Source organism: Rhizobium sp. L51/94, assembly GCF_019355555.1.
Classification (GTDB): Bacteria; Pseudomonadota; Alphaproteobacteria; order Rhizobiales; family Rhizobiaceae; genus Rhizobium; species Rhizobium rhododendri.
The window spans coordinates 1240006-1261991 of the sequence record NZ_CP072142.1 but is presented as its reverse complement, the minus strand read 5'-3'; the positions used below and the strand labels follow the sequence as shown (position 1 = coordinate 1261991).

Sequence of the window (21986 nt, the reverse complement as noted above, 5' to 3'; positions counted from 1 at the left end):
TCGGGATATTGATACGCGGCGCAATCGAGCGGAAGGCCGCTTGCCGCATCTTTTTGTTCTGCGTAGTGGCATCGTCTGTCGGCCGCAATGCCTATTTTGTGCTAACGGCATGGATCGCCGTCGATATTGGCCACAGGGCGAGCGCTCTTGCCATTCTCCTCGCGCTCGGCAGTGCCGCCGAATTGTTGACGAGTAATGTCGGCGGCGCGGTGGTCGATCGATTTGATCGCAGCATTGTCTGTATGATCTGTGATCTGCTGCGGGTGGCGCTGATGGTATCGACCGGAGTAGGTTTTTCGTTTGTGGACCCCCTCCTCATCCTATACATTTCATGGATCATCTTTGCTGTCATCGTCAGAACCTATTCGACGGCATTACAAGCCATGATTCCGTCGATTGTCGGTGCCGAAAAGCTCGAGTCATTCAACTCTGCCTCGTATGTTGGAATGCAAGCAGGCAATTTGCTCGCAGCCATTGTCATGGGAGCCGCTCTGACCGCTATGGGCATGGATCTGGTGCCTGTCCTACCTGGCGCTTGCTTTATTCTCTCTCTGTTGGCGTTGCGGGCTATGCGCAGCCGAAGGCAACTCTACTCTTCCAAACAGCTCGCTATGAGCGGCGGCATTCGTTACCTCGACCTCTTGCCAACGACGTTCACACTTCAGTCGCTGAAGGCCAACGCGTCTATATACGCTCTGATTTACACAATGGGCATGCTTGTGAGCGTGCTCGCCTCAGCATATGTGATCCATGAACTGGACGGCACGGCGCTGCAATTTGGCTATCTTGAGGCGGGATGGGCCTTTGGTTCAATCTCTGGGTCTGCGAGCTTTTTTTTGGGCCGTGGGCATTGGTGGCAGAACATTCTTGTTCATTTGGGGCTTGCTGGCCTATTTCTTCTCGGTTTTTGGATGGTCCCAGGCGTTGTCTTGGCGGTCTTTCAAATGACGATTCTTGGTATGAGCTATAATATCGCGCGTGTTCTGATCGACGTGCAGGTTCAATCCGTTGTCCCAGTTAGTATGCTGGGACGTGCTCGCAGCCAGATCCACACACTTTGCATGGCTGTCGGGCTCTTAACCTATGGAATCATCGGCTTTTTCGGTAACACCGTCCTGCCTTCACAAATATTCGCGTATTTCGGCGCGGTTATGATCGCCGTTGCTCTCGTCCTTTACTTTAGGATGGATCGGGGAGGGCCGCTGAAAAGCCGGCTTGTTTGAGGAGTAGAGATGTCGAGCGAAGCAGAACTCGTATCCAAGGGCAAGGTTTTGGCTCTGATATTTGAGCTTTTACCCTGGGCTCGACCGTTCGAGCAGGCGCCGGTGGAAGCTTATGCCAAGTCGGTCTTCTCTGTTGCGCGCCATCATCCCGCTTGCGCTGCTCGCAGCCAAGCCATGTCGCTGTTGCAGTCACGGATTGGTGCGGTGGCGCGGCGCCGGGGTTTTTCGGAAGAACAAGCATCTCGACTTGAAAGAGAGATTGAGTTCGCGCCCGTCCTGCAGACCGGTCCGCACCTTCACCTTTTGATTGAGCCTGATGCATTCTATACCCATCTTTTCTCATTGATGGGACTGCGCGCCCATGGCAGGAGGTGCTACATCTCCTATGGTTGTTCGACCGTAAAGTTCGTGGAACGCGGCCGTAAGGGTCCTGCTTGGCTTCAAATTGAAGGCGAGGCGATCAATGTCTTCGGCCTGTCGCGCAGCAAGATGATCCCCTACAGCATTTTAGGCAGAAACAATCGCTACAGCTTCCGACTTCAAAATGCCGACAAGCCCGGCCCCGACTCAGACGCAATTTCCTACCTACGTGCGAGCTTGCCCGCCGACGCGTTCCCTTCAGCATCTGAGGCAATCAAGGCGGCTAACATCGAACTCTGGAATCGCTATTTCGACCGCCGGATCGACTTCCTTCAGTTCGATGATGATGATGTTGCCGATCTCGTGAGAGATCATCTTTGCAATGAGCGGTCCTGGTTGCGGACGGGGCTGATCGAGAACAGACCTTTTGCTGTCAAGCTGCTCGATTGCATCGATCAACTCGCCGGTTCGACGTGGCAGGGTTGGCTTAAGAACTCGACGCACTTTTTCTGGGGCTCTACTAATGGGCGGCTAATTCCGCTCTGGCTCGATGGTTGCGTTCTCCGTTCGAGAGGTGCGGATGACATCAGAATTGACTTTCTATCGGAAGGTCTGATCGAGGCCTTGGCGAAGCGGCGGATCGTACCGAACCTCCTCCTAATGTTTATCGTCACATCGATTCTGCCCGGCGTTCGTGCACTTGGCGGAAGTCGACACACCGTCTACTATCCTTTGATGCGCTGGGCATTTTGTGAAGCGCTGAGAGGCCAGGATCATGATGCGCAACTTCTCACCGCGCTGGCCGAGGACGAGCGACCGGGCGCGTGGGCCCACCGAATCATCTCCTCGCCATGCGAGCCATTTTCGCTCTTGAACACCGTCGGCGACGCCGGCGTTGAGACGCTTCTCGACCGGTTCGGCCACATGCGTATTGACGAAGCTGTCGGATCGCTGACAAGCTTCACAAAGGATCCTTTATGGGCGGAGCTGGCCGCAGCTTTCGCATCAGGAAAGGTGAGCAAGGGTTGCCAGCAATGGGCATTTTCCTGATCGTGCTGTAACAATCCACCGCGACACCTTATCTGCGAGGTTGTGAGCTTTGGCTCGATGACGAACTCGCACTCCTGACCCGAAGTCTTTGAATTTTGTGACGAATTCGGTTGCGCAGCGAGCTTATTTCAACTATCTTTCTCGGCGGGGCGGTACGCGCTGCCTTGGGGATTAGAACCCCCTGCTAGCGGTTGGTGCCGGCCGGTACGGCATCACACTTCTTAACCTTTGTGGTCGGGGAGCCTGTGGCGCATGTCCAGGTTCCTCGGAACTAAAGGCCATTGGGCCGTCTAGCACGGTGTTCTAACTCCCCGATCAGTGGGTTAAGCGAGTTTTCAGCGGGGGCGTACCGCATGAAACTCTCCAGTCGGGGTGTCGAACATGAATAGCCACATAGCAGCCATTCAGATCCGATCATCGAGGCGGGCGCAAGGCACGCTATCGCGAACTGAACACGACACGGTTCATCCAGTCGATCTCCATGTCGGGCAGCAGATTCGGATCCGCCGGATACAGTCGAATGTATCGTTGGGAGATCTTGGTGCCGGCATCGGTGTCAGTCTGCAACAGGTACAGAAATACGAAAGTGGCAGAAACCGTGTCAGCGCCTCGATGCTCTACGAGGTTGCAAGTCGCCTCGGCGTCCCTGTTTCAAAGTTTTTCGAAGGCCTTCCGGATCCGGTAGACTCTGAGGGCAGCCAAATCACAACCGAGATCGATGAAAGGATTGCCTATATTTCCACTGCGGAAGGGCGTCGTCTGATTGAGGACGTTTTGCTGCTTCCGGCGCGTGTCCGCAGCCGCGTTGTCGCTCTCGTCACCTCAATTGCTGAGGAAGAAATGGAAGAGCAACTCGGGACGGATCGTTAGTGTAGACGAGTGTGAAATTGGCGGCTGTAGAGCCGCCACTCCTTGAGATTGAGACGCACAACGTCAGATCTTCTTATTTCCGCTTCGAGCCTTACAGAACGATCCGACCGATACCGTTCTCTAGAGACAGGAGAGTGCCGAAGCCGGCACTACGGTCGGCGAGATCTTTGAGAATCTCGTCCGCCATCTCGCCGTCGACCAAAACAGGAAAGGGGAGTCGATCGCGGTCTTGGTCGGCCAGTGCCTCGGTTCCGCCGATCACGATTGGACGCAGGTTGATGTCTTGCAATCGCCCACCGGGGCCGTAGTTGCAGGTCGCTACGACACTTTTCCAGACTTCCGCCGGGCTCCATTCTCGTTCCTCCTTCTGGGTGTGGAACAGAAAATTTCCGAGGCCATAGAAAATCGGTGTGTCTCGATATATCTCGATTGCTTGCAGAACTGGTGCGCCATGGCTGACGAAAAGGCCTGCGCCTGCGTTCACGCACTGATGGGCAAATTCCTGGACCCAAGAGGGTACCTGCTGCCAGCTCGGCTCCCAATGGTGGTGATGCAGGTACACGATGACAAATGTGTCGGTGCTTGCTTCTTCCACGATCGCGGAAAGCTGGGCCCAGGCGCTATGTCTGTCGATCACGATATGGCGGACATTGTGATCGGCTTTACGAAATGTCGTTCCGTAAAAATCTATTTCGATGTTGTCATCGACCTCAGGCGAATCCTCGGGTTGGGCATAATTGGCTCTTTCCAGATTTGAACTTAGAAATCGGCTTTGTATGGAGCGAAGTATGTTGAAGGTTTCCACCTCTACATCGAATACTCTTGAGACCTTCAGTCTGTTGATGCCGGGCCTTGCCATCCGGCCCTGGCTTGCATCCTCAGCATACATGAACGACGGTCCTGGGCCGGCATCCATAGCAATCAGTGCCACGCTCCTTAATCCGAATGTTTTTTTCTGAGGCTTGGCGGCACGACTCTTATCCGCACCGATACCGGCATGAAGAAAGTCTTGTAACGCCACCTCCTCCAGCGTCGAAAGGATTCCGGACGGGCCGAGATCAAAGGCATGGTTGTTTGCCAAGGCGAGGCTGTTAAATCCTAACTCCTTCAGAGCTGGCAAAACCTCAGGTGCGGAGGCGCCGAAGTATGAGCCCTTGAGTGGCCAGCCGCCATAGCGGCCATAAATGGTCGTCTCAAGATTGGTGAAAGCGACGTCGCTGGCCTTAAGAATCTGTGCGATGTCATGCAGTCTGGGGTCACTTATTGTTCTCAGATCGTGACGGATTAGTGATTGACCAGTCAGGGCAATGGAAAAGGGCGAGGACATGAAGTCTCCCTTGATTTTCGGATAATCGATCAGCTATGCATTCAGCCAATTGGCCAAGGAAAAGAGCGCGGAGCGCGCCTCTAGTTCGAAGCCTGCGGTGAGACGTCAATTTTGAACCATTCCTCGCTCAGCCGCTTCAACGTTCCGTCTCGCGTCGCAGCTTCGATGGCACTATTAAACGCGGTGATCAGGTCCTGATCATTCTTTCGCAGGCCGACACCGACGCCCGGTCCCCACAGACCGCCCGAGAGCTGTGGACCGTATAACGTTGCGGTTTCGCCATCCTTGCTATCCAGGAATGCTTTCCATGTGAAGTAATCGGCAAGGCCGCCGTCGATCCGCTCGGCCACGAGATCTAGATGCATATTGTCTTGGGAATCGTAGCTCCTGATCGTCGCGACCTTACCGAACAGCTCATTCAACACGGCCTCCGAATTCGAAGATCGCAGAACGCCAAGGGTTTTGCCGGCGAGCGCCATGCGAAGTTGATCAAGCATAGTCTGCTCTTCGGCATCGATGCTCGTCAGGTTCAATTTCTTTGATGTATCGGTCGCAGGCAGGTTGAGGTTCTTGCGCACGACGAGTTGGTTGAAACCTCCGGCGTAGGGCTGAGAGAAGGCGATGGACTTCTTTCGCTTTTCCGTAATCGCCATGCCTGACATGATGGCGTCGAACTTGCCAACGGTCAGCGCCGGTATAATGCCGTCCCAGTCCTGCGCTGCGAAAGTGCATTCCACATTCATCCGCCGGCAGAGTTCACGCCCGACCTCGATGTCAAACCCGAACAGCTTACCTTCGGCATTGATGGCATTCCAGGGCGGCGACGCACCTTCGGAAGCGATGGTGATTGCCTTTCTATCCATCGCGACTGAGTTGGCGGCGCAAATCAGCAGGGACAATAGAGCGAGCATGGTGGTTCGTTTCACGACGATAGTCCTTTCATCATTGGGTTTGAATCTTACGGTTCTGATAAGCCAGCGGTAACCCCGGGCTTAGCTTCGCGTTCCAGCGGTAGCGAAGGGTGGCTTTGGTGGGCGCTCTTTTGGACGGCCCGGGATGGCGAGGGGGGTTTGGTTGCGCGCGCCCAGTGCATTTCGAGAAACCCGAAAATCTTCGTGATCACGAGGGTAAGGAACAGGTAAAGACAGCCGGCGACAACGAAGACTTCGTACGGAGCGAACGTCTCGGAGACCAACTGGCGTGCGAGGCCGGTTATCTCCAGCAAGGTAATCGTGCTCGCGAGTGAACTTGCCTTCAGCATGCCAATGACTTCGTTCGTGTAGGCTGGAAGAACAATGCGGATCGTCAGCGGGAAGATGATCAACCGAGCCATATGCAGGCGCGACATGCCCAATGCTTTGGCCGCTTCTACCTGGCCTTGCGGGATCGCACGGATTCCGCCGCGAAGAACTTCTGTGGTATGGGCAGCGCTATTCAAAGTGAAGGCAATGAATGCGCACCAGAACGGTTCTCTTATCAAGGGCCAGAGAAAACTCTGCCGGATAAACGGAAGCTGCCCGACGCCGTAGTACATCAGAAAAAGCTGCACAAGCAGTGGTGTGCCGCGAAAGGCATAGGTGTAGGCAAGCACGGGTGCAGAGGCCCAGAGGTTGGATGACGCGCGCAGGAAAGCCAACGGTATCGAGATCGCAAAGCCCGAAGCAAGTGATGCAAATGTGAGCGCCATCGTCAAGAGGAGGCCTCTGGGAAGGGTGAAAAGTGCTTCGAGGGCTACTGAGGTACTCATCACGTCAGCCTTTCGCGCAGGAAACGGAGTACCGACGTTCGATCAGCTTGAACGAGAGCAGGGAGAGGCTCGTGAGCGTAAGGTAGATTGCGGACGCGGCGAGGTAGAAGGGAAGGGGCGCGCGCAAGGAACCTGCGCCTACATAGGCGACACGCATGACATCCGTCAGCCCCACGACTGAGATCAGCGACGTATCCTTGATCAGGGAGATACAAAGATTACAGAACGCGGGTAAGGCGATTGGGATCATCTGGGGAATGATAATCAGGAGCCATACCTGCCAGCGGGAGAGCCCGAGTGAAATGGCCGCTTCCCTTTGGCCCGCCGCAATTGCGTTGATAGCCCCACGGAATATCTCTGCAGCATAGGCGCTGAACACGACGGTCAAAGCCGTTACCCCGGCGCCGAACGCATTGATCTCGACGTAGCGACCAACAATCGCGCTGAGGAGAGCCGTTCCACCAAAATACATAAGGAGAATAATGAGGAGTTCGGGAACACCTCGAACAATCCCCGTATAGGCCTGCATACCGCCTGCGAGAGTTTTTCGGCTTGAGTTTCTGAGAATTGCGATAAGCAACCCTAATGTGGTTCCAAGTGCGCAGCTCAAAAAAAAGACGATGAGCGTGTTCGTCAAGCCCTGAAGGAACTGGTCCGTAAAGTCTAACAAATCCTAAGCTCCTATTTTCATAGCGAATAGTAGATATTCATAAGTATACATACTACTCATTACTTCACTTGCGCTGTACATGTAACCATATGGCGAAAGAACAGTCTGTGTTAACTCATGATTAATGTGGCTTATATCTAAAAATATACTTTGCCTTTCGGCCGTCAATTTATAAGATGAGAGAAATATCGATAAGTATGGCTTATGGCCCATTGCGTTGCGCGATATGGGCTGGGGGATGGACGCCTATGGAGATCGTTGGATCAACGGTAAGGATCCGTCAGCTTCAAGTCCTGAGGGAGGTCCTGCGCGCGGGATCGGAAAGGCTTGCAGCGCGAGCGTTGGGAATATCGCAACCGGCGGTTAGTCAGAACGTCAGGCAGTTGGAGGAGGCGATCGGCTTTGCACTCTTTCGTCGCGAGACAAACAGATTAAGTCCTACCGACAAGGCATGGGAACTTCTGCACACAATCGATGCGGCGTTCGCGGGGCTAGACCGGATTGGACCGTCGATCGAATTTCTGCGCAACAATGATACGCGAGTGATTGGGATCGCAGCGCCGAGCGCGTTCTCGTTCGGGACCTTACCGAGGGTTGTCAAGAGCGTCAGAGAGACAAGCAGTTCTTATAAAGTGCAGGTCAAATCGGGCAGCTATCAGCAGATTGCTGACCATGTTCAAAGCGGTAGGGTGGATCTCGGGATCTCACGGTTGCCGCTAGACGAACGCATCTTCGATTGGATGCCAATTGGTGCGGCGACCAACGTGTGTTTGTTCCCACCAAATCATCGGTTCGCATTACAGCATGTGGTCACCGCCAAAGATCTTGTCGGTGAAGCCATTATCGACATCGACCCGCAAGTTGCGTCTCACCAGATGAGCGTCAATGCGCTGCGACATATAGGAATTCAGCCGGAAATTGTCGTTGAATATGACTCGAATGGTCACGATGTCGGCTACGTAAAGGCAGGGATTGGCATCTCCATTTCGAACGAGATTATTGCGAAGGAATATGCCAGTTTCGGCATCGAGTTCCGGCCGTTCCAGCCAGGAGCAGTATATCACTATGTTATTATCTGGCAGAAGGAGCGGAAGCTGAGTGATGCTCTTCGATTCGTGGCCGAGATTCTTGTCGCAGCGGCGGTGGATCAGGCTCGCTAGCCGTGCTGCACTTGCCGTTCCAATATGGCCGCTCCCTCGGCTGAAAGCATCGAGATCAATAGATTGGTGCTTAAGGAAATTTCCATGAAATAATTGCTTCTTGTCCCGGGGTGGCTGTATGTGGTGGTCGAATGCGGCTTAACGCGCTTCGACGGGCAAATGGCGGCGTCACACTAAAAACTTTGACCGAACAACCTTAGCCAAAAAGTCAAGCAGATGTCGATTGAGGCGATCAGGAACGGTTGCAAGAAGCCCGTGAGGCTCACCCTCATACTCGATCAGGCGGGCAACCACGATACCGGCCGCCGCTGTGCGGCTGGAGGGGCCGATTGGTACGGTTTTTATCGTTTGTTCCATGGATGACTAAGGTTGGGATTGTAAAGGAAGCGAAATCGCTACGAAAGTCCGTTCGGCTGAAGGCGTCGACGCAGTCGAGCGTGGCCTTGGGACTGGCCATGGTTCCGAGAGTGAACGACCAATGGAGGATGCCACCGCTCACAGGGCTGGTAACCTATCCAAAGGCTTAGAATGTTTTCGCAAATTCCTGAAGGAAGACAACGCGGTCCTTGCGGATCTGGGACTTCATGCCCTCGAACACACTCGTCGTCCTTCAGAAGATAGCCCGCAAGGGACGCTATAAGGACGGACTTGGGCATGCGAGATGCGCCATGGCGGCTCAGATAGCGGGCAATCTCGCCACCCCCATCGAGAAGCCGACGAGAGCAACCTCATTGAGATCGAGTGCTTCCAATACGGCGGCAAGATCGTCGGCATACGTGTCCTAGTTGTACCCATCCGCCGGATGTCCAGATTGGCCAAAGCCACACCGGTCATATGTGATAACACGGTATCCAGCCTCCAACAGGGGTAGGGTCTGAAATTCGAACATATCACCGGTCAGCGGCCAACCATGAATGAGAACCGCGGGGCGACCCTTGCCCATTCCTTCACGTGTAGTTGCACGCCATCTTTTGTTTTCACAAATGCCGTGATTATCTCCTCGAAACAGCCTCTGAATAGCTACTGAAAGTGTCACATGTTCCGTGGAATTGGGCTGACTCTGCGGTTGGATGTTGGCATGCCTCCGCCCGTGGTGCCTTGGCTTTCATTTTTGAACTGGTGATTGTTCCATGGGTCTGACCCTGACGTTGTCGGCTCGTCCATCGTCTATCCTTGGCCCAATGTCGGCAAGGCAGCGACCACGCGAAGTGAAAGTCCTTCATAAGGTTCGAGGTTTATCGTCAGCTCTCCAGTCTCCGGCAGGTCGCCTTCGATGGTTTCGTGGATCATGTCGATTACAGGGCCGGAAGCCTGATTTTCCAGTTTGACGATTTCCGAAATGGGTGTGTTCCCAAAGTTCAACGCGGTGATCTGCGTCCCGCGATCTTCCGGAAGCTCATGAACCATGATCAGAAGCCCCGGTGAGTGAACATCGGGGATCGCGATCTGGCGCGACATTGCAATGCCATATGCTTCCCTGACCGACAGCAGCTTCTTGAGTTGAGATGCAAAAGAGCCCGGCTTTTCGAGCTGATCGGCAAGAGAACCATACAGCGACTTTGCCCTAGGAAGGCCATGGGAGGAACGCTCGACATGGGGCAGGGTGCCCATGAGGTCATAGGCGCCACGGTGGATCCACCGTGTGTCCCCGTCCGCCACGAGTGACCCGACGCTTTCGATGGGCAGTGGTAACGCCCCCACGATATCCCATCCGGAAAGCGCAAAGATTCCCGGCTGAAATGCGTTGTACATAGCTAGAAGCAGGTGGACTTTCTTGATCAGCTCAACGTCATCGTCCGAAAGCTGCGTGAGATCCTCGATGTTCAGAGCGGCTGCAATCACGCTAGCTGTCGTGCAGGAAACGCCATTCGTCACAAACTTTTGATTGTAAGTTGCCTTGGCTCCGCTCAGTCTCTCATACATCGTCTCGCGCAGGTGGGTTCGAAGCGTTCTTCCTTGCCAGGTTTGCCCCTGAAACGTGTAGATGTCGTCGGCGTGCAGCGTCCAAAAGTGGACAAGCTCGAGTGTCAGCTCGTCATGGTTCTGAAGAGCGTGGATGAGGCTCGCAGGGTCTATCCCGAACTCGTGGACAGTACGCAGCATCATTCTCAGGAATTCGGTGTCGCCAGTAAGCAAGGCATGGTGATAGGCGGGTCGCGTAACGAAGTCGTAGGAGAGATCTGCCCCCCCTTTGGACATCGTGGCGATGTCGTCGACCGCGAGGTTCAATTCCTGAAACGAGAATGCACCTGCCTTTCGGATCACACCCGCCAAGAGTTGATTGCCGACGACGGACAGAGGATGTCCTTCCGACCATGCTTTTCCGGAGCCCAAACCTTCGACCCCAAGGAAGCCATTGGCATCCAAACGCAGACCTCGTGCGCCGAGCACATCGATAGAGTGAAGGGCGTCTCCGACAATCATCTGCTGCGCTGCGAACGAAGGGTCGAGCCAATTGAGGCTCGGCTGGCCTTCCTTGAAATAATGGAGGTAAACCCATCGCCGCTCTACGCCATCGACACCTAGAACGGGCGGGGTCGCGCTCCAGTCGGTTTCCTTGACGCCGGGTTCAAAGAAGATGACCCGTTGCAGATGACCGACGATGTAGCCCTTTGCACAGAGGGCGTCGACGGCCGGACCGCCCAGATTTGCCGCGTCCTTGCCTTCCTCGACCTCAGGCAAGAGGCCCCAGTCCTCAACGGCGATCTCGACCATGTGATAAAGGCCGGGGTAATCCTCATAGGCTCTCTCCGCCAATCGGAAATCTGGCCCTTTACCAGTGTGTCCGGGGATCACGTCGTCGAGCACTACGGCGTTAAACGCCGCTGCCATGCGCCCGAGATTCACGAATTCCTCTTGGGTCCCGAAGGCCGGGTCCGTGCCGACACCGATCCTGTCAAAATGACCATCGACAGAAGGCGTCAGTTCGTCGCCCCTCCAACCACCCGCCTGCTTCGTCGGCCCGATATGAATTGCTTTTATCCCGACGTTAGAAAGGCTGGACCATAGCTTCGCATCGCCTAGGGCCGCGAGCACCGACCCGTCGCGGTCGGTTATGATAGAGCTGGGGTATGCGGAAAACCAAACCGAGGCGATCGCCGCTGCCGATCGCGGGTTGGCCTCTCCGTACCGGCGCTGCCACATACGTGCCTTACCTCCGTAAAGCGCAGCTCGTTCCCGTGCGTAGGCCAACATAGAGTTTGTACGAAGTTTCTGCGTATATTGGGTGTCTTGATTGCCCATATTCGACCTCAAAAGTAATTGCGATCTTCGGACCAGATGAATAGTCGGCCGAACTCGTTTTTAATGCTTGGCGCGTTAGTCGGGGGAGCGTCCCGCTATTCTGTCCATATTTTGATCAGGGGTCCTAAACGTCCCATGATAGGATCTTTTCCCGGTATCCTTACCCGCGCGATCTGCTTGAGTTGCGCTTCAGAAGCGGCCGAGGTCCGGATGTCGGCTTCTTGACCGGCCGGATATGCACCAATCATGACAAAGTCGCTGGTCGAACTGAGCTTCTTGTGCCCAGTACCTGCAGGGAGCGCCAAGGCGTCGCCAGATCTTACGGTCACCTCAAACCCGCTCATACCTCCAATCAACAAATCGGCTTCCCCTGAGGCAACCCCTAGCACTTCATGCGCCATCGAATGATAATGATGATAATTGAAAACACCGTTGCGCCAGATTCCTTCCCAGCCATTCTTGGCAAATAGCTGTTCAAACCCACTGGCAGCGTCCATTGGGTCGATGGCCGATTTGTATAGCAACACCGGAAGCTTGGTGTTGTTTGGGACCCAACCGCTGGGCTGAAGAAAAATTCGCTCGACGTCCATGATACCCTCCCCGCTGAGAGCGCAACGAAAGGAGCACTCAAAATGTTCCTTAGCCTAGGTGAGACGGGAGGATACTGCGGCGAATGGTAAGGATCCGCCGTCCGCGCACAGACACCAGCGGCGAATACTGGTGGAACCTTCGAAGGCAACGCCTACTGTTTTGGAGATCTCGAAGGCACTGGGAAACCTTCTCGTCTAGATACGATATTCCAGCCCCCAGCCGGACGGTTTAGGAAAGAGCATGATTTTCCATCTTGGAATACCCAAGCGATCTCAATGGCAAAGCCCCTCTCGCCGAGAGAGGACGCTTCAAAGTTGGAAAAGACAATCGTTCGGCAACAGGCACTACTGACGTGTCCGAAGGCTGTAGTTCAAGCGGCTGAGTGATGTCGGCTCCATACGAGACGGTTCATCTACCGTGCCGGAAATCAGGGCCTCAGCGCCAAGATCGATCCCGACGTTGAACGGCTGGGAGTTGATCGCCGCGATCTCAGCCGCGAGGCGGTTCAATTCTGCAGCTAAACCTTGAAGCGGTTAATGGTCATGAGTTCCTCCTCTAACAAGGCGCCCAAAAGTTGCAATCGAAGACAACACACTTTATTTTCTGCAGGAGACCCCTTTGATTGCGGCCTGGGCAACATCCAGTCCGCAACAAAGAACTTCCTGGACCAGGCAGTTTGCCGGCATAACATACGCTCAAGCACCGAAGCTGGTCCACGATGCAAGCTGAATGCCCCTCGCAATTGAAGCGTTGCATGTATCGAGACCTCAGCGCCTATCGCATTCAAGACAAGCGCCGCCGATGAGCCCGCCGGCTTCATTCACGGAGACGCTACAATAGATCCTCATGTTCGTGTGGGGCTCGCATTGTTTTTCGCTTTGTAGCGCCGATATGTGAGGTATCGATACTCGACGCCATTCTGGTGGTGACCAGATCGTTTTGAGATCATGTGCCCTAGAACCACAGCTCCGGTGAGAAATGCTTTTAACGCCCGGTCGCCTTACACTCGGCATAGTCCTGCCGATTCAGACCAGCCATACCCATGACTTTAACTATCCCAGTCAGATAGCGATCGCGCGCAAGGCCGACGAACTCGGATTTGATGCACTTTGGGTGCGCGATGTGCCGTTGAACAGCGATAGTTATCCTGATCCCGTAGGTCATTCCGATCCTTGGGTGCTCCTAGGCGCTCTGGCAATGGCGACCACAAACATCCAACTTGTTACCGGTGCAATCGTCCTGCCGCTTCGCAATCCCTTGCATATTGCGAAGGCCGCGCTCTCCGTAGGCGCTCTGTCGGGCGGACGTTTCGTCCTCGGTCTCGGTTCTGGCGATCGTCCTTCTGAATTCGCGGTATTTGGAGAAGAGTTCGATCGGCGAAAGGAGATCTTCCGAAGCAACTGGAGACGTCTAGCTGCGGCCTTGGGGCCTGACGGTGAGGTGCTGGACGGTGACGGTAGGGTTCAAGTTGAATTCTCAATTCGGCCGTTGAGAGCAGAAAGCGCTATTCCGTTTCTATCTGTTGGATCCGCCTCGCAGTCGCTGGAATGGATAGCCAGGACTGCCGCAGGTTGGGCCACATACTACCGACCCTTGGCAGCACAGGCGGATCGCATCGCGTTGTGGAAGACCGCAATCGGCAAGGTAACCACTGACTTTAGAAGTTTCAGCCAGTCCATGGTGCTTGAACTCGTCGACGATCCGGACGCGAGCACCGAACCTCTCGGCCTCGGTATTCGCACCGGACGAAAGGGGCTGATCCGGTATCTCGACGAGATCGGGAACCTTGGTGCAAACCATGTCATGCTGAATATCGTTCCTCGCACTAGGTCGGTGGACGAAGTGCTGCAGGAGATCGCGGAAGACGTATTGCCCGACATCAACAATTCGAAGGCCGAGGCTATGATTTGAGAGATTTTGTCCGAACTGCCGTTGAACGACGGGTCCTGAGCCTTACTGGTCAGAAGATAGGCCGCATCGAATACGACCAGCCAAAAGGCGATTCCGGACTGTTCGGGCCCGGTTCTGTCTGCTGGCGGGTCCATTGGCGATTTTCCTTCGATGCTTGTCGGCGGCATTTCAATGCTTCTCCCTTCAGATGTTCCATTAACTTGCTCTCGTGCGGGGCTGGATCACTCGAATTTCCGCGACGACATGCTTGGACGCTTCCGGAGGACTGCCCGGTTCGTCTCTGCGACGACCTTCGCACCCAGGGAACAGGCGACCGGCGAGATCGAAAGGGTCAACCGGATCCACGCCCATATCCGCACGCTTAGGATGAGAGTCTAACGTGTGTTCAAATCAATGCTCCTCGGCAGAATCGTATATGGCTAGCCAAACCGCCTCCAGCTTGGCCGCTGTCGATAGTGCACCACCGACCCGAGCGGTTGGCCTTACAGGTCGATGCCGACGGATGTGATGCCATTCCCCTTGTCGTCGATGTGTCCAGCAAAGGCTGACGATTTTAAAACAGATACTCGTGTTGCGTCGTGGCTTCCGTTGCTGATTGAAGCCGGGATTCCAGCCCTCCTTCTGTCAGCTCGCTGAGATCGCCAGATGGGCTGGCGCGGCTACCTTATTTGATGGTAGTGGCGCACTTGGTCGATAATGTTGCCTGATGCGATGGTGACCGCCGGCTATTTGGGAGGAATTCGTATGAAGCCTGCAGTAACCGAAGGGAACCTCGGCAATGCCGTGATGCTCGGCGTGGTCCTGATGCTTTTCGGCGACCTTCTCTTTGCGGTAAACGACGCCGTTGGGAAGTGGCTTGTTGCGAGCTTTGCTCTGGGCCAAGTACTCGTGATGAGGTCGTTAGGCTCATTCATCGTCCTGATGCCAATGATTGCACGGCAGGGGCCGAGGGCGTTGCTGGATGTTCGGCAACCGGGCCTGCTGTTCGGCCGCGCCGTCATGGCGACTGCGGATGTATCCCTTTTCTACGCGGCGGTGGCCTATCTGCCACTTGCCGACGTGATCACCTTCTACATGGCGGCACCGATCTATGTCGCTGCTCTGTCGCATTTCCTTCTGGGCGAGAGGATCGGATGGAGGCGTTGGCTTGCTGTCGGGGTTGGATTTGCGGGTGTGGTGATCGCGCTGAGGCCATCGACCGCGATGTTTACCCTGCCTTCGTTATTTGCTGTCGCCGGGAGCATCGGTTTCGCCCTGACACTTATCTTGAGCCGTTATCTTCGATCGACAAGCGACACCGCTCTTGTCACCTCGCAGACGCTCCTGGTTATGGTAGTGGGCATAATTCTTTCGGTCAGCGACTGGCGGGAGGCCGGGTTCGATATTTGGATCGCAATGCTTTTCCTCGGTGTCGTCGGTACTTGCGCCCATCTTCTGCTGACGCGCGCACTGAAACTCGCGCCGGCCTCACTGCTTGCCCCACTGCAATATACACTTTTGCTGTGGGCGGTCGTGTTTGGGTTTGTGTTCTTCGGCGACATTCCTGACGCCCAACTTCTAGCCGGCGCTGCGATCATCGTCTTTGCTGGTCTATTCATCTTCTACCGAAAAAACGTCAAAGGCGAGGATGCTCAGCCAACCATTCCGTTGGACGGCCGTTGAGCAGGCCGTTCCGATAGGATTGCAGAGGGAACAAGCTTCAGCTTGAAACGGGCATAAGTCACATGGTCGATGTCCTCGCGCTGAGGGGCTCAAAGATCAACCGTTCGCCCCGATGCTCTGGCGCAGCGTTTCCGTAATGCTGATGAGATTGCTTCCCGGCTGAATGGTCGGACAGGGCGCCGGTTTGCCCTTCTTAACAGGCTTCGGGGCATTCTTTTTCTCGGCGATCATTGCCAGCAGGCCCTCGTAGCCCGGGTCCTCGACCATAACCGGCGACCAGACCTTTTTCCGTTGCTTGATAAGCTGCACGAGCGGCATCATTTGCGGCTCGGCCTCGCCAGCAAAGCTTTCGAAGTAGCTATCCTCAGCCCGGACCTCATCTTCGTATTGCAGGGTCGAGTGCACGATGTCTTCGCCGCGCGGCTCAAGGGCGACTGCCCTTCTATGGGATCCGAGCGCCAGCCAAGAGACGCCAACGACGTTGGAAGCGGCCATAGCATCGCGATAACGGAGTATGCCTCCTGGCCGACTGGTTCATTCGGGGTCAGGTAACGTGGCTGTTCCAGATAGACCCATTGGACCGAGACCTTTGGCGCGAACATCTCGAGATCGGTCGTGCGAGTGCTCTGAAGGGCCACGCTGTCGACGTCTCTATTGGTGATGAATGTCGTGGTCGCTCTCGCCGCGGGCATAGCCCTTGGCCTCGGCATCTTCGCTGACAGGTCTCCCAGTGACGCCGTCGACATATGCGCTAAAGACCCGTTTTCCTGTCTACGATTAATGTCTTCGGCGAAGATCCGTTCGATGTCATCGATATGGGAACGCCTTTTTTTGACGCCGTCTTCTGGTCACGATGCCCCGCTATCCGGCCGCCTATGGATACGGATCAGGGGACATCTCGATGAGGAATACAGTCTTCAATGCGGCGGCAATTCACCTTGGCTTTCGCACTTCCGTCTTGCGCATCCAGTAAGGCCCCTTGGAGTGCTCTCTTCTGTGAGAGGAAGTCGGGGCGAGCCTCGATTGCAGAATACCAATGGCTTGGGAAATGAACCGCGAAGGATCGCTTCTGGCAGGCTACGCCCGGCGTAAACCCCATTCGCGCTCGAAGAGCTCCTCCTCATCTAGGAGTTGCGTCTTTGCCATAGCCTTCGGTGGATCATTACGCTCGATCAATGGTAGCGGTGCCGCAATAACTGCGACTTCTTCGACAAACTCCTTACCTCCACGGTTTGCGACCGAAAAATTGACCGCTGCGCCAGGCTCGAGTGTCCCAAGGCCGGCCTTCTGCAGCACCTTGAGGTTGATGTAGATGTCGGCACCGCCGTCTGACGGGATGACGAATCCGAAGCCTTTAGCGGCGTCGAACCATTTCACGGTTCCTGATTGCATATTGTTCTCTTGATGTTGGACATTTTCTGAGAAATTGTTGGAAACGCGCGACCGCAAATAGATGCGGAAGACAGCTCGCAAATCGCTCGCTGACGCGGCACTTGCGCATCGTCCTCACGATTCTCGCAAAATTCGCCCTGATTTGCAACCCAGCGGAAAAGCGACGCCATTCGTGCCCCGACAAACTCGAACCCTGCGGGTTTTCGGGCGTTTTCTTCGGATGAAACGGAGATCGAACATGAGAACCTTCCTTATCGCATCCGCCATCGTAATCGCGGCAGCTTCAGTTAGCCAGGTGTTCGCTCTGGACGAGCTCGCCAAATACCGGTCCCAGAACCGCGTCATCATCCTGTTCGGTGGATCAGGAGACCAGAAGCTCGCGAAACAGGTCGAGGTCTTGAAAACCCAGGAGAGCGGTCTCGCCGAGCGCGACGTCGTGGTGATGACCGTAATTGGGGACGAGGTAAGACCGGTGCATGGGGATGCCACTGGCGTCGATGCCCGCAAGCTGAGACAGGAAGCCGATATCAACGGCAAGACGTTCGAGGCTGTTTTGATTGGCAAGGACGGCGGCGTCAAGCTGCGCAGTCTCGACGTCGTGACGGGCGGCAAACTATTCGAATTGATCGACAGCATGCCGATGAGAAAGGCCGGGCGGGGCTGATCTACTGCTGGGCAACGCCCGGAACTCCTGTCGGCATGGGGTCAATGACGAAATCGTACCCGCCTACGTCCACCAGGCCTTGGATCGAGACCGCCCGCCAGCGGATCGAATACGTATCCGGGCGAAGAGGGGTTGAAAGGGGGATTTCCAGATCGGTGCCATTCTCGCCGGTACGGAGGTCGCCGATCGTCACGCGAGCGCCGCGCGAGTTCCTGATCTCCACGATCGTTTCCTTCAGGCGGACGCGTTGGGAGAAGGCCAGAACCATGTTGAAGCTGGTGACGTTGGCTTGCTCATGCGCATCAGGCTGAGAGTTCTCGAGCCGGGCGCTCGCGAAAGAAGGCAGGCCGAGGAGCATTGCGGCGGTGATGCATAGTCCAATTCGCGAAAGCTTTTTCATCGCCTTTTCCTTCGGGAGCCTGAACGTCAATCATGCTGCGAGGTCCGCACTGCTGGAAATCGTAGATCACCGATTGTTAAGTCCGTCTTGGCAAAAAATAGTTAGCAAAGTGTGGTGCGATAGGTTCCTGCTGGCGCGATGCAAGAAGGCAACGGGCAGCCAGCCAACATTATCTTGAAGTGCACCGCGCGATCGCTCGGCGCCGGTTTCAAATGGACCCGACCGTCCCGTCAGACCTCTGGTCACTTGGTTCCGGCTGGCGCAGCGCCAGGTGGCGCGATCAAATTTCGCCCCTTCATGGAGCGCTCTCGAGATGCCCTAGATTATGCCGGCCATCAAATGGCTCCGGGGGTCCGTGTGTTCATGATGCGACCTCCTACAAAGTCTCCGACGATGCGACGCGCGAAGGTTGCTCGCGTCCGAAGTGGATACGGACCCCGACAAATTCGCACTCCCTCACGGCATGTGACGGACCGGTTCGCTGATGATGATGCCGGTGGTTTCGCCTTGGCGTTGGAAGCTTTCAACGGCGCGTTTCGCAGCGGCCGACGCTCCGTTCCCACGTAGCCAGGGCGGTCGTTAGTGGTTCGGGGTCGACGGCCAGGAGTTGCGACCGGAGAGTGTCGGAATGGTGAGGGAAGCCTGAGACAAAGTGGTCATGGATGTGGTCGAGCAGGAAGGCTTCGCTCATGGGTTGGGGAGGGTGACCTTCGTTGGCATGTCTCAAGGATCCATCATAGCGCTCGATGCGGTCGCGTCGGGACGCTGGAAGATCGGTACCCTCGCATCGTCTGCTGGGCGACTGGCCGCTGCCGCCTTTGCCCGCAACGGAGCGAATGGCAATTCTGCTTTTGCACGGCAAGGAAGACGAGAATATACCGTCAAGGGCACCCGGAGCGGCGGCCGGACAACTGAACGCCGCCGGGTGTGACGAGACGCTCGATATCGAGCCCGGCGTCGGCCACACCATCTCGATCTTTTATGCGCAGAAGGCGCTAGTGTTTCGAAAAACGAGATTCGCCACCTGACCACCTAACAGGCGGCGATGTCCGATCGCACATCTCAGAGTGAAATCGTCAGACTAGCGCGGCGAGCGGCACCGTTGCCGGATGCCTCCAGCAGCCGAGTAAGTGTCGCTCACGGCGTCGTACTCCATAGTGTATCGCCCGGCACACCATCTAATGTGTCTGATTTCATATGGGGTCAGGATCGACGGTTCCGAGCTAGATTCTGATTTATAGTCGCCCGCGTATGCCGATACGGACTTCTCTCGCGTCGCTTCATTTTCGTCGTTGACCGGCATCCGCAAGGCATAGGCGGGTGTCAGAACGGTGCCTACCAGAACTGCACCCAGGGTGAACATAGAAGCAAGTTTAGCGACTGTGGACATCGATGACACCGTTTGTTGTTCGCCAAAGCAACGGTGTTCGGGGTCTTTCCGTTCCGTGGGTCGGGCAACTTTCGTTTCAATAATCAATTTGCCGACGTCCGCTCACGTAAAACCGCGCTCGCGTCCCAGTCTGCCTGGCCAACCGGCAAGTCTCGGCGAACATGCGCCCGCCCGAACCATCGGTGCGTGTGGGCGTTGCAAATTGAGAATAAACTCGAGGTTCCAATGTCCGAAGACCGTACCACGACAATCAAGGCCGTCTTCGGGACCCGCGAGGCGGCCGACCTGGCGATCGAGCATCTTGTTTAAGGGCACAATATCTCCCGGCCGGACATCTTCGTCCAATCGATCACCGAAGGGAACTCGGCCGGTGTAAGGCCATCGGGGGGGCGACCTGTCGCACGAGTCTGAGAGCTGGGAGGATGGAGCATTAGGTGGCGAAATCGGGGTTTCTGCGGACATATCTGTAAGCCAGGTCGCCAAGGGTCAGCGTACGTTCGGCGACGCAGGCGCTATCCGGGTGTCGGGTGGTTGACGAGCCGCGCAAGCCGGTTGTTAGGCCAAAGCCGTGTGCAAGCATCTCCCCGTTGGCCGCTCACGACCGCTTAGGGAGCACCTGTCAACCCTAAGGGGATAGGACATCGAAGGCCTGGGCAGATCGTATCTCGCGCTGCTATGATTTCGATTATAGTGGAGGCATATCAATATTAGCATAAAGCCTGTTATTGGGCGCGACAGGTCCGCTCCATCAATAGGGTCCAATTATGCCTATCCGACAGCCCGCCACACAGCCGTGTAGGAGAACACAGATATGGATTGCCAGGAAGCCTTGGAGCTTCTGTGATTGCGCCGTCTCGACGAAGCTCAAGGGGCAGGCTGGTCGCAGGCAGAGAGCATGTACGCACTCGAGGCGCTCATCGAGAGCTTCCGGACGAGCTGTTGAGGGTCAGCGAGAGTTCCGACTGTCTAGGACACCTTCGCCCGCAGCTCCGCTTTACCGAAGTATTGACTTTCGGGACGCGTGAGACCGAGGTGCTCGCGTAGCGTGGATCCCTCATACTTCGTGCGGAACAGCCCGCGAGCGCGAAGGATCGGGAGAACCTCGGCGACAAACACGTCGAATTGGTCAGGCAGGATCGGCGGCATGACGTTGAAGCCGTCGGCTGCACCTGTCGTGAACCAGTCCTGGATGATGTCGGCGATCTGCTCGGGCGTCCCCGAGGTCGCGAAATGCCCGCGTGCTCCTGCAAGCCCATGAAGCAGGGCTCGAAGCGTCGGACGCTCTCGTCGCACGATGTCTACGATCGAGACGGCCCGGCTTTGGGCAGCTTGGACGGTCTTCGGATCGGGAAAGTCATCTGGCGACAGGACACCATCCAGTGGCAGGTGCGACAAGTCCAAGCCGCCAAAGCGGTTGGAGAGCCTCGCCAGTCCGACCGACGGTTCTGACAACTCGTTCAGATCCTGAGCGATCCGTAAGGCTTCCGTCTCGGTCGAGCCGATCGTGGCGCTGATCCCTGGAAGGATGACGATCTGGTCGGACGATCGTCCGACGGCAAGGGCGCGGGTCTTTAGATCCTTGTAGAAAGCGCTGGCGGACATCTTGTGGAGGTGCGCGGTGAACACGGCTTCCGCATGCTCGGCGGCAAAGCGTCGTCCTGTGTCGGAAGAACCGGCCTGGATGAAGACTGGGCGGCCTTGGGGCGGGCGGGCGATGTTAAGCGGGCCGCGGACGGAGTGATGCTTGCCCTTATGGTCGATACGCTTCAGCTTTGACGCGTCGGCAAACACGCCGCTGTCGCGGTCGTCAAGAACCGCATCGTCAGCCCAGCTATCCCAGAGCTTCGATACGACATCTACAAACTCGAAGGCGCGCTCGTACCGATCGGCATGCTCAATCTGCTGGTCGTATCCGAAGTTGGGGCCGGCCCCGTTGACCCAGCTTGTTACGATGTTCCAGCCCACCCGGCCATGACTGATATGATCCAGAGACGCGAACTGCCGGGCCAGATTGAAGGGCTCCGTGTAGGTGGTGGAAGCCGTCGCAATCAGCCCGATCCTGCTTGTGGAACGGGCGAGGGCAGCCAGCAGCGTAATTGGCTCCAGGCCGCCGCCTGCCGCATGCGAGAGCCCGTCGCCTGCGGCCAGCGCGTCGGCAAAGAAGATAGCATCGAAGGCGGCTGCTTCAGCCTTGCGGGCAAGTTCGTCATAATAGTCGACGTCGGTCAGCGCCAGCGGCGAGGATTTCGGATGACGCCATGCGGTCTCATGATGACCGCGGCCATGGACGAATAGGTTGAGATGCAGTTGACGTGGCATGGAGGTC

At 56.0% G+C, this 21986-nt stretch carries 20 protein-coding genes and 2 pseudogenes; 10 read left to right on the top strand and 12 right to left on the bottom strand.

Annotated elements, in window-relative coordinates:
• Positions 1-8 precede the first annotated feature (8 nt).
• The 3 genes from J5274_RS23750 to J5274_RS23740 all read left to right on the top strand — a co-directional run bounded on the left by J5274_RS23750 (position 9) and on the right by J5274_RS23740 (position 3503).
• Positions 9-1223, top strand: coding sequence for an MFS transporter (locus J5274_RS23750; RefSeq protein ID WP_257625697.1), 1215 nt, complete (start codon positions 9-11; stop codon positions 1221-1223).
• A 9-nt stretch (positions 1224-1232) separates the two neighbouring features.
• Positions 1233-2633, top strand: coding sequence for a hypothetical protein (locus J5274_RS23745; protein ID WP_209185775.1), 1401 nt, complete (start codon positions 1233-1235; stop codon positions 2631-2633).
• A gap of 381 nt (positions 2634-3014) precedes the next feature.
• Positions 3015-3503 (top strand): helix-turn-helix domain-containing protein, encoded by a 489-nt coding sequence (locus J5274_RS23740; protein WP_143123038.1) that lies wholly within the window; start codon positions 3015-3017, stop codon positions 3501-3503.
• 91 nt (positions 3504-3594) lie between these two features.
• Here the strand turns inward: J5274_RS23740 and J5274_RS23735 are convergent, their stop codons facing one another.
• The 4 genes from J5274_RS23735 to J5274_RS23720 form a co-directional block, all read right to left on the bottom strand.
• Positions 3595-4830, bottom strand: coding sequence for a CapA family protein (locus J5274_RS23735; RefSeq protein WP_142831898.1), 1236 nt, complete (start codon positions 4828-4830; stop codon positions 3595-3597).
• A gap of 80 nt (positions 4831-4910) precedes the next feature.
• Positions 4911-5756: a transporter substrate-binding domain-containing protein gene (locus J5274_RS23730; RefSeq protein WP_219275344.1), complete on the bottom strand. Its 846-nt coding sequence runs from the start codon at positions 5754-5756 to the stop codon at positions 4911-4913.
• 32 nt (positions 5757-5788) lie between these two features.
• Positions 5789-6517 (bottom strand): ABC transporter permease, encoded by a 729-nt coding sequence (locus J5274_RS23725; RefSeq protein WP_374113767.1) that lies wholly within the window; start codon positions 6515-6517, stop codon positions 5789-5791.
• Between the two features lie 64 nt (positions 6518-6581).
• Positions 6582-7247: an ABC transporter permease subunit gene (locus J5274_RS23720; protein ID WP_219275342.1), complete on the bottom strand. Its 666-nt coding sequence runs from the start codon at positions 7245-7247 to the stop codon at positions 6582-6584.
• A gap of 248 nt (positions 7248-7495) precedes the next feature.
• On the opposite strand from J5274_RS23720, the gene J5274_RS23715 reads away from it, so the two are divergent.
• A complete protein-coding gene (locus J5274_RS23715; RefSeq protein WP_219275341.1) occupies positions 7496-8407 on the top strand; it encodes a LysR family transcriptional regulator in 912 nt (303 codons plus the stop codon).
• 781 nt (positions 8408-9188) lie between these two features.
• On the opposite strand, the gene J5274_RS29435 is transcribed toward J5274_RS23715, so the two are convergent.
• The 4 genes and pseudogenes from J5274_RS29435 to J5274_RS29035 all read right to left on the bottom strand — a co-directional run.
• Complete coding sequence (locus tag J5274_RS29435) at positions 9189-9296, bottom strand: hypothetical protein (protein ID WP_348529189.1); 108 nt, start codon at positions 9294-9296, stop codon at positions 9189-9191.
• A 278-nt stretch (positions 9297-9574) separates the two neighbouring features.
• Positions 9575-11602: a maltose alpha-D-glucosyltransferase gene (gene treS / locus J5274_RS23710; protein ID WP_257625742.1), complete on the bottom strand. Its 2028-nt coding sequence runs from the start codon at positions 11600-11602 to the stop codon at positions 9575-9577.
• Between the two features lie 143 nt (positions 11603-11745).
• Positions 11746-12240 (bottom strand): cupin domain-containing protein, encoded by a 495-nt coding sequence (locus J5274_RS23705; RefSeq protein WP_219275339.1) that lies wholly within the window; start codon positions 12238-12240, stop codon positions 11746-11748.
• 209 nt (positions 12241-12449) lie between these two features.
• A pseudogene (locus tag J5274_RS29035) lies at positions 12450-12569 on the bottom strand (transcriptional regulator); the annotation flags it as partial.
• A gap of 650 nt (positions 12570-13219) precedes the next feature.
• Here J5274_RS29035 and J5274_RS23700 point away from each other — a divergent pair.
• From J5274_RS23700 to J5274_RS23690, 3 genes are all read left to right on the top strand, one after another.
• Positions 13220-14152, top strand: a complete 933-nt coding sequence (locus J5274_RS23700) for a TIGR03571 family LLM class oxidoreductase (RefSeq protein ID WP_219275338.1) — start codon at positions 13220-13222, stop codon at positions 14150-14152.
• Positions 14153-14302: 150 nt separating this feature from the next.
• A complete protein-coding gene (locus tag J5274_RS29430; RefSeq protein ID WP_219275337.1) occupies positions 14303-14530 on the top strand; it encodes an oxygenase MpaB family protein in 228 nt (75 codons plus the stop codon).
• 366 nt (positions 14531-14896) lie between these two features.
• On the top strand, positions 14897-15814 hold the full coding sequence (locus tag J5274_RS23690) for a DMT family transporter (protein WP_219275336.1): 918 nt from the start codon (positions 14897-14899) through the stop codon (positions 15812-15814).
• Between the two features lie 96 nt (positions 15815-15910).
• Here J5274_RS23690 and J5274_RS23685 read toward each other — a convergent pair whose 3' ends face one another.
• Together J5274_RS23685 and J5274_RS23680 are read right to left on the bottom strand one after the other, a co-directional pair.
• Positions 15911-16219: a hypothetical protein gene (locus J5274_RS23685; protein WP_219275335.1), complete on the bottom strand. Its 309-nt coding sequence runs from the start codon at positions 16217-16219 to the stop codon at positions 15911-15913.
• A 672-nt stretch (positions 16220-16891) separates the two neighbouring features.
• A complete protein-coding gene (locus J5274_RS23680) occupies positions 16892-17206 on the bottom strand; it encodes a cold-shock protein (RefSeq protein ID WP_142831879.1) in 315 nt (104 codons plus the stop codon).
• 238 nt (positions 17207-17444) lie between these two features.
• Here J5274_RS23680 and J5274_RS23675 point away from each other — a divergent pair, with 238 nt between their 5' ends.
• A complete protein-coding gene (locus J5274_RS23675; protein WP_219275334.1) occupies positions 17445-17870 on the top strand; it encodes a DUF4174 domain-containing protein in 426 nt (141 codons plus the stop codon).
• Between the two features lies 1 nt (position 17871).
• Here the strand turns inward: J5274_RS23675 and J5274_RS23670 are convergent, their stop codons facing one another.
• Positions 17872-18270 carry a copper resistance protein CopC gene (locus J5274_RS23670; protein ID WP_219275333.1) on the bottom strand — a complete coding sequence of 133 codons (399 nt, stop codon included), beginning with the start codon at positions 18268-18270 and terminating at the stop codon, positions 17872-17874.
• An 836-nt stretch (positions 18271-19106) separates the two neighbouring features.
• Between J5274_RS23670 and J5274_RS23665 the strand changes: the two genes are divergently transcribed.
• Complete coding sequence (locus J5274_RS23665) at positions 19107-19298, top strand: hypothetical protein (RefSeq protein ID WP_209185758.1); 192 nt, start codon at positions 19107-19109, stop codon at positions 19296-19298.
• Positions 19299-19885: 587 nt separating this feature from the next.
• Positions 19886-20195 (top strand): annotated as a pseudogene (locus J5274_RS23655) (hypothetical protein).
• A gap of 431 nt (positions 20196-20626) precedes the next feature.
• On the opposite strand, the gene J5274_RS23650 reads toward J5274_RS23655, so the two are convergent.
• Complete coding sequence (locus J5274_RS23650; protein ID WP_219275331.1) at positions 20627-21979, bottom strand: LLM class flavin-dependent oxidoreductase; 1353 nt, start codon at positions 21977-21979, stop codon at positions 20627-20629.
• Between the last annotated feature and the right edge of the window lie 7 nt (positions 21980-21986).

Coding starts and splice junctions, on each gene's coding strand:
- J5274_RS23745 (WP_209185775.1), top strand. CDS start 1,233: ATGTCGAGCGAAGCAGAACTCGTATCCAAGGGCAAGGTTTTGGCTCTG.
- J5274_RS23740 (WP_143123038.1), top strand. CDS start 3,015: ATGAATAGCCACATAGCAGCCATTCAGATCCGATCATCGAGGCGGGCG.
- J5274_RS23735 (WP_142831898.1), bottom strand. CDS start 4,830: ATGTCCTCGCCCTTTTCCATTGCCCTGACTGGTCAATCACTAATCCGT.
- J5274_RS23725 (WP_374113767.1), bottom strand. CDS start 6,517: ATGGCGCTCACATTTGCATCACTTGCTTCGGGCTTTGCGATCTCGATA.
- J5274_RS23715 (WP_219275341.1), top strand. CDS start 7,496: ATGGAGATCGTTGGATCAACGGTAAGGATCCGTCAGCTTCAAGTCCTG.
- J5274_RS29435 (WP_348529189.1), bottom strand. CDS start 9,296: ATGTTCGAATTTCAGACCCTACCCCTGTTGGAGGCTGGATACCGTGTT.
- treS (WP_257625742.1), bottom strand. CDS start 11,602: ATGTTGGCCTACGCACGGGAACGAGCTGCGCTTTACGGAGGTAAGGCA.
- J5274_RS23705 (WP_219275339.1), bottom strand. CDS start 12,240: ATGGACGTCGAGCGAATTTTTCTTCAGCCCAGCGGTTGGGTCCCAAAC.
- J5274_RS23700 (WP_219275338.1), top strand. CDS start 13,220: ATGCTTTTAACGCCCGGTCGCCTTACACTCGGCATAGTCCTGCCGATT.
- J5274_RS29430 (WP_219275337.1), top strand. CDS start 14,303: ATGCTTGTCGGCGGCATTTCAATGCTTCTCCCTTCAGATGTTCCATTA.
- J5274_RS23690 (WP_219275336.1), top strand. CDS start 14,897: ATGAAGCCTGCAGTAACCGAAGGGAACCTCGGCAATGCCGTGATGCTC.
- J5274_RS23680 (WP_142831879.1), bottom strand. CDS start 17,206: ATGCAATCAGGAACCGTGAAATGGTTCGACGCCGCTAAAGGCTTCGGA.
- J5274_RS23675 (WP_219275334.1), top strand. CDS start 17,445: ATGAGAACCTTCCTTATCGCATCCGCCATCGTAATCGCGGCAGCTTCA.
- J5274_RS23670 (WP_219275333.1), bottom strand. CDS start 18,270: ATGAAAAAGCTTTCGCGAATTGGACTATGCATCACCGCCGCAATGCTC.
- J5274_RS23665 (WP_209185758.1), top strand. CDS start 19,107: ATGGCAATTCTGCTTTTGCACGGCAAGGAAGACGAGAATATACCGTCA.
- J5274_RS23650 (WP_219275331.1), bottom strand. CDS start 21,979: ATGCCACGTCAACTGCATCTCAACCTATTCGTCCATGGCCGCGGTCAT.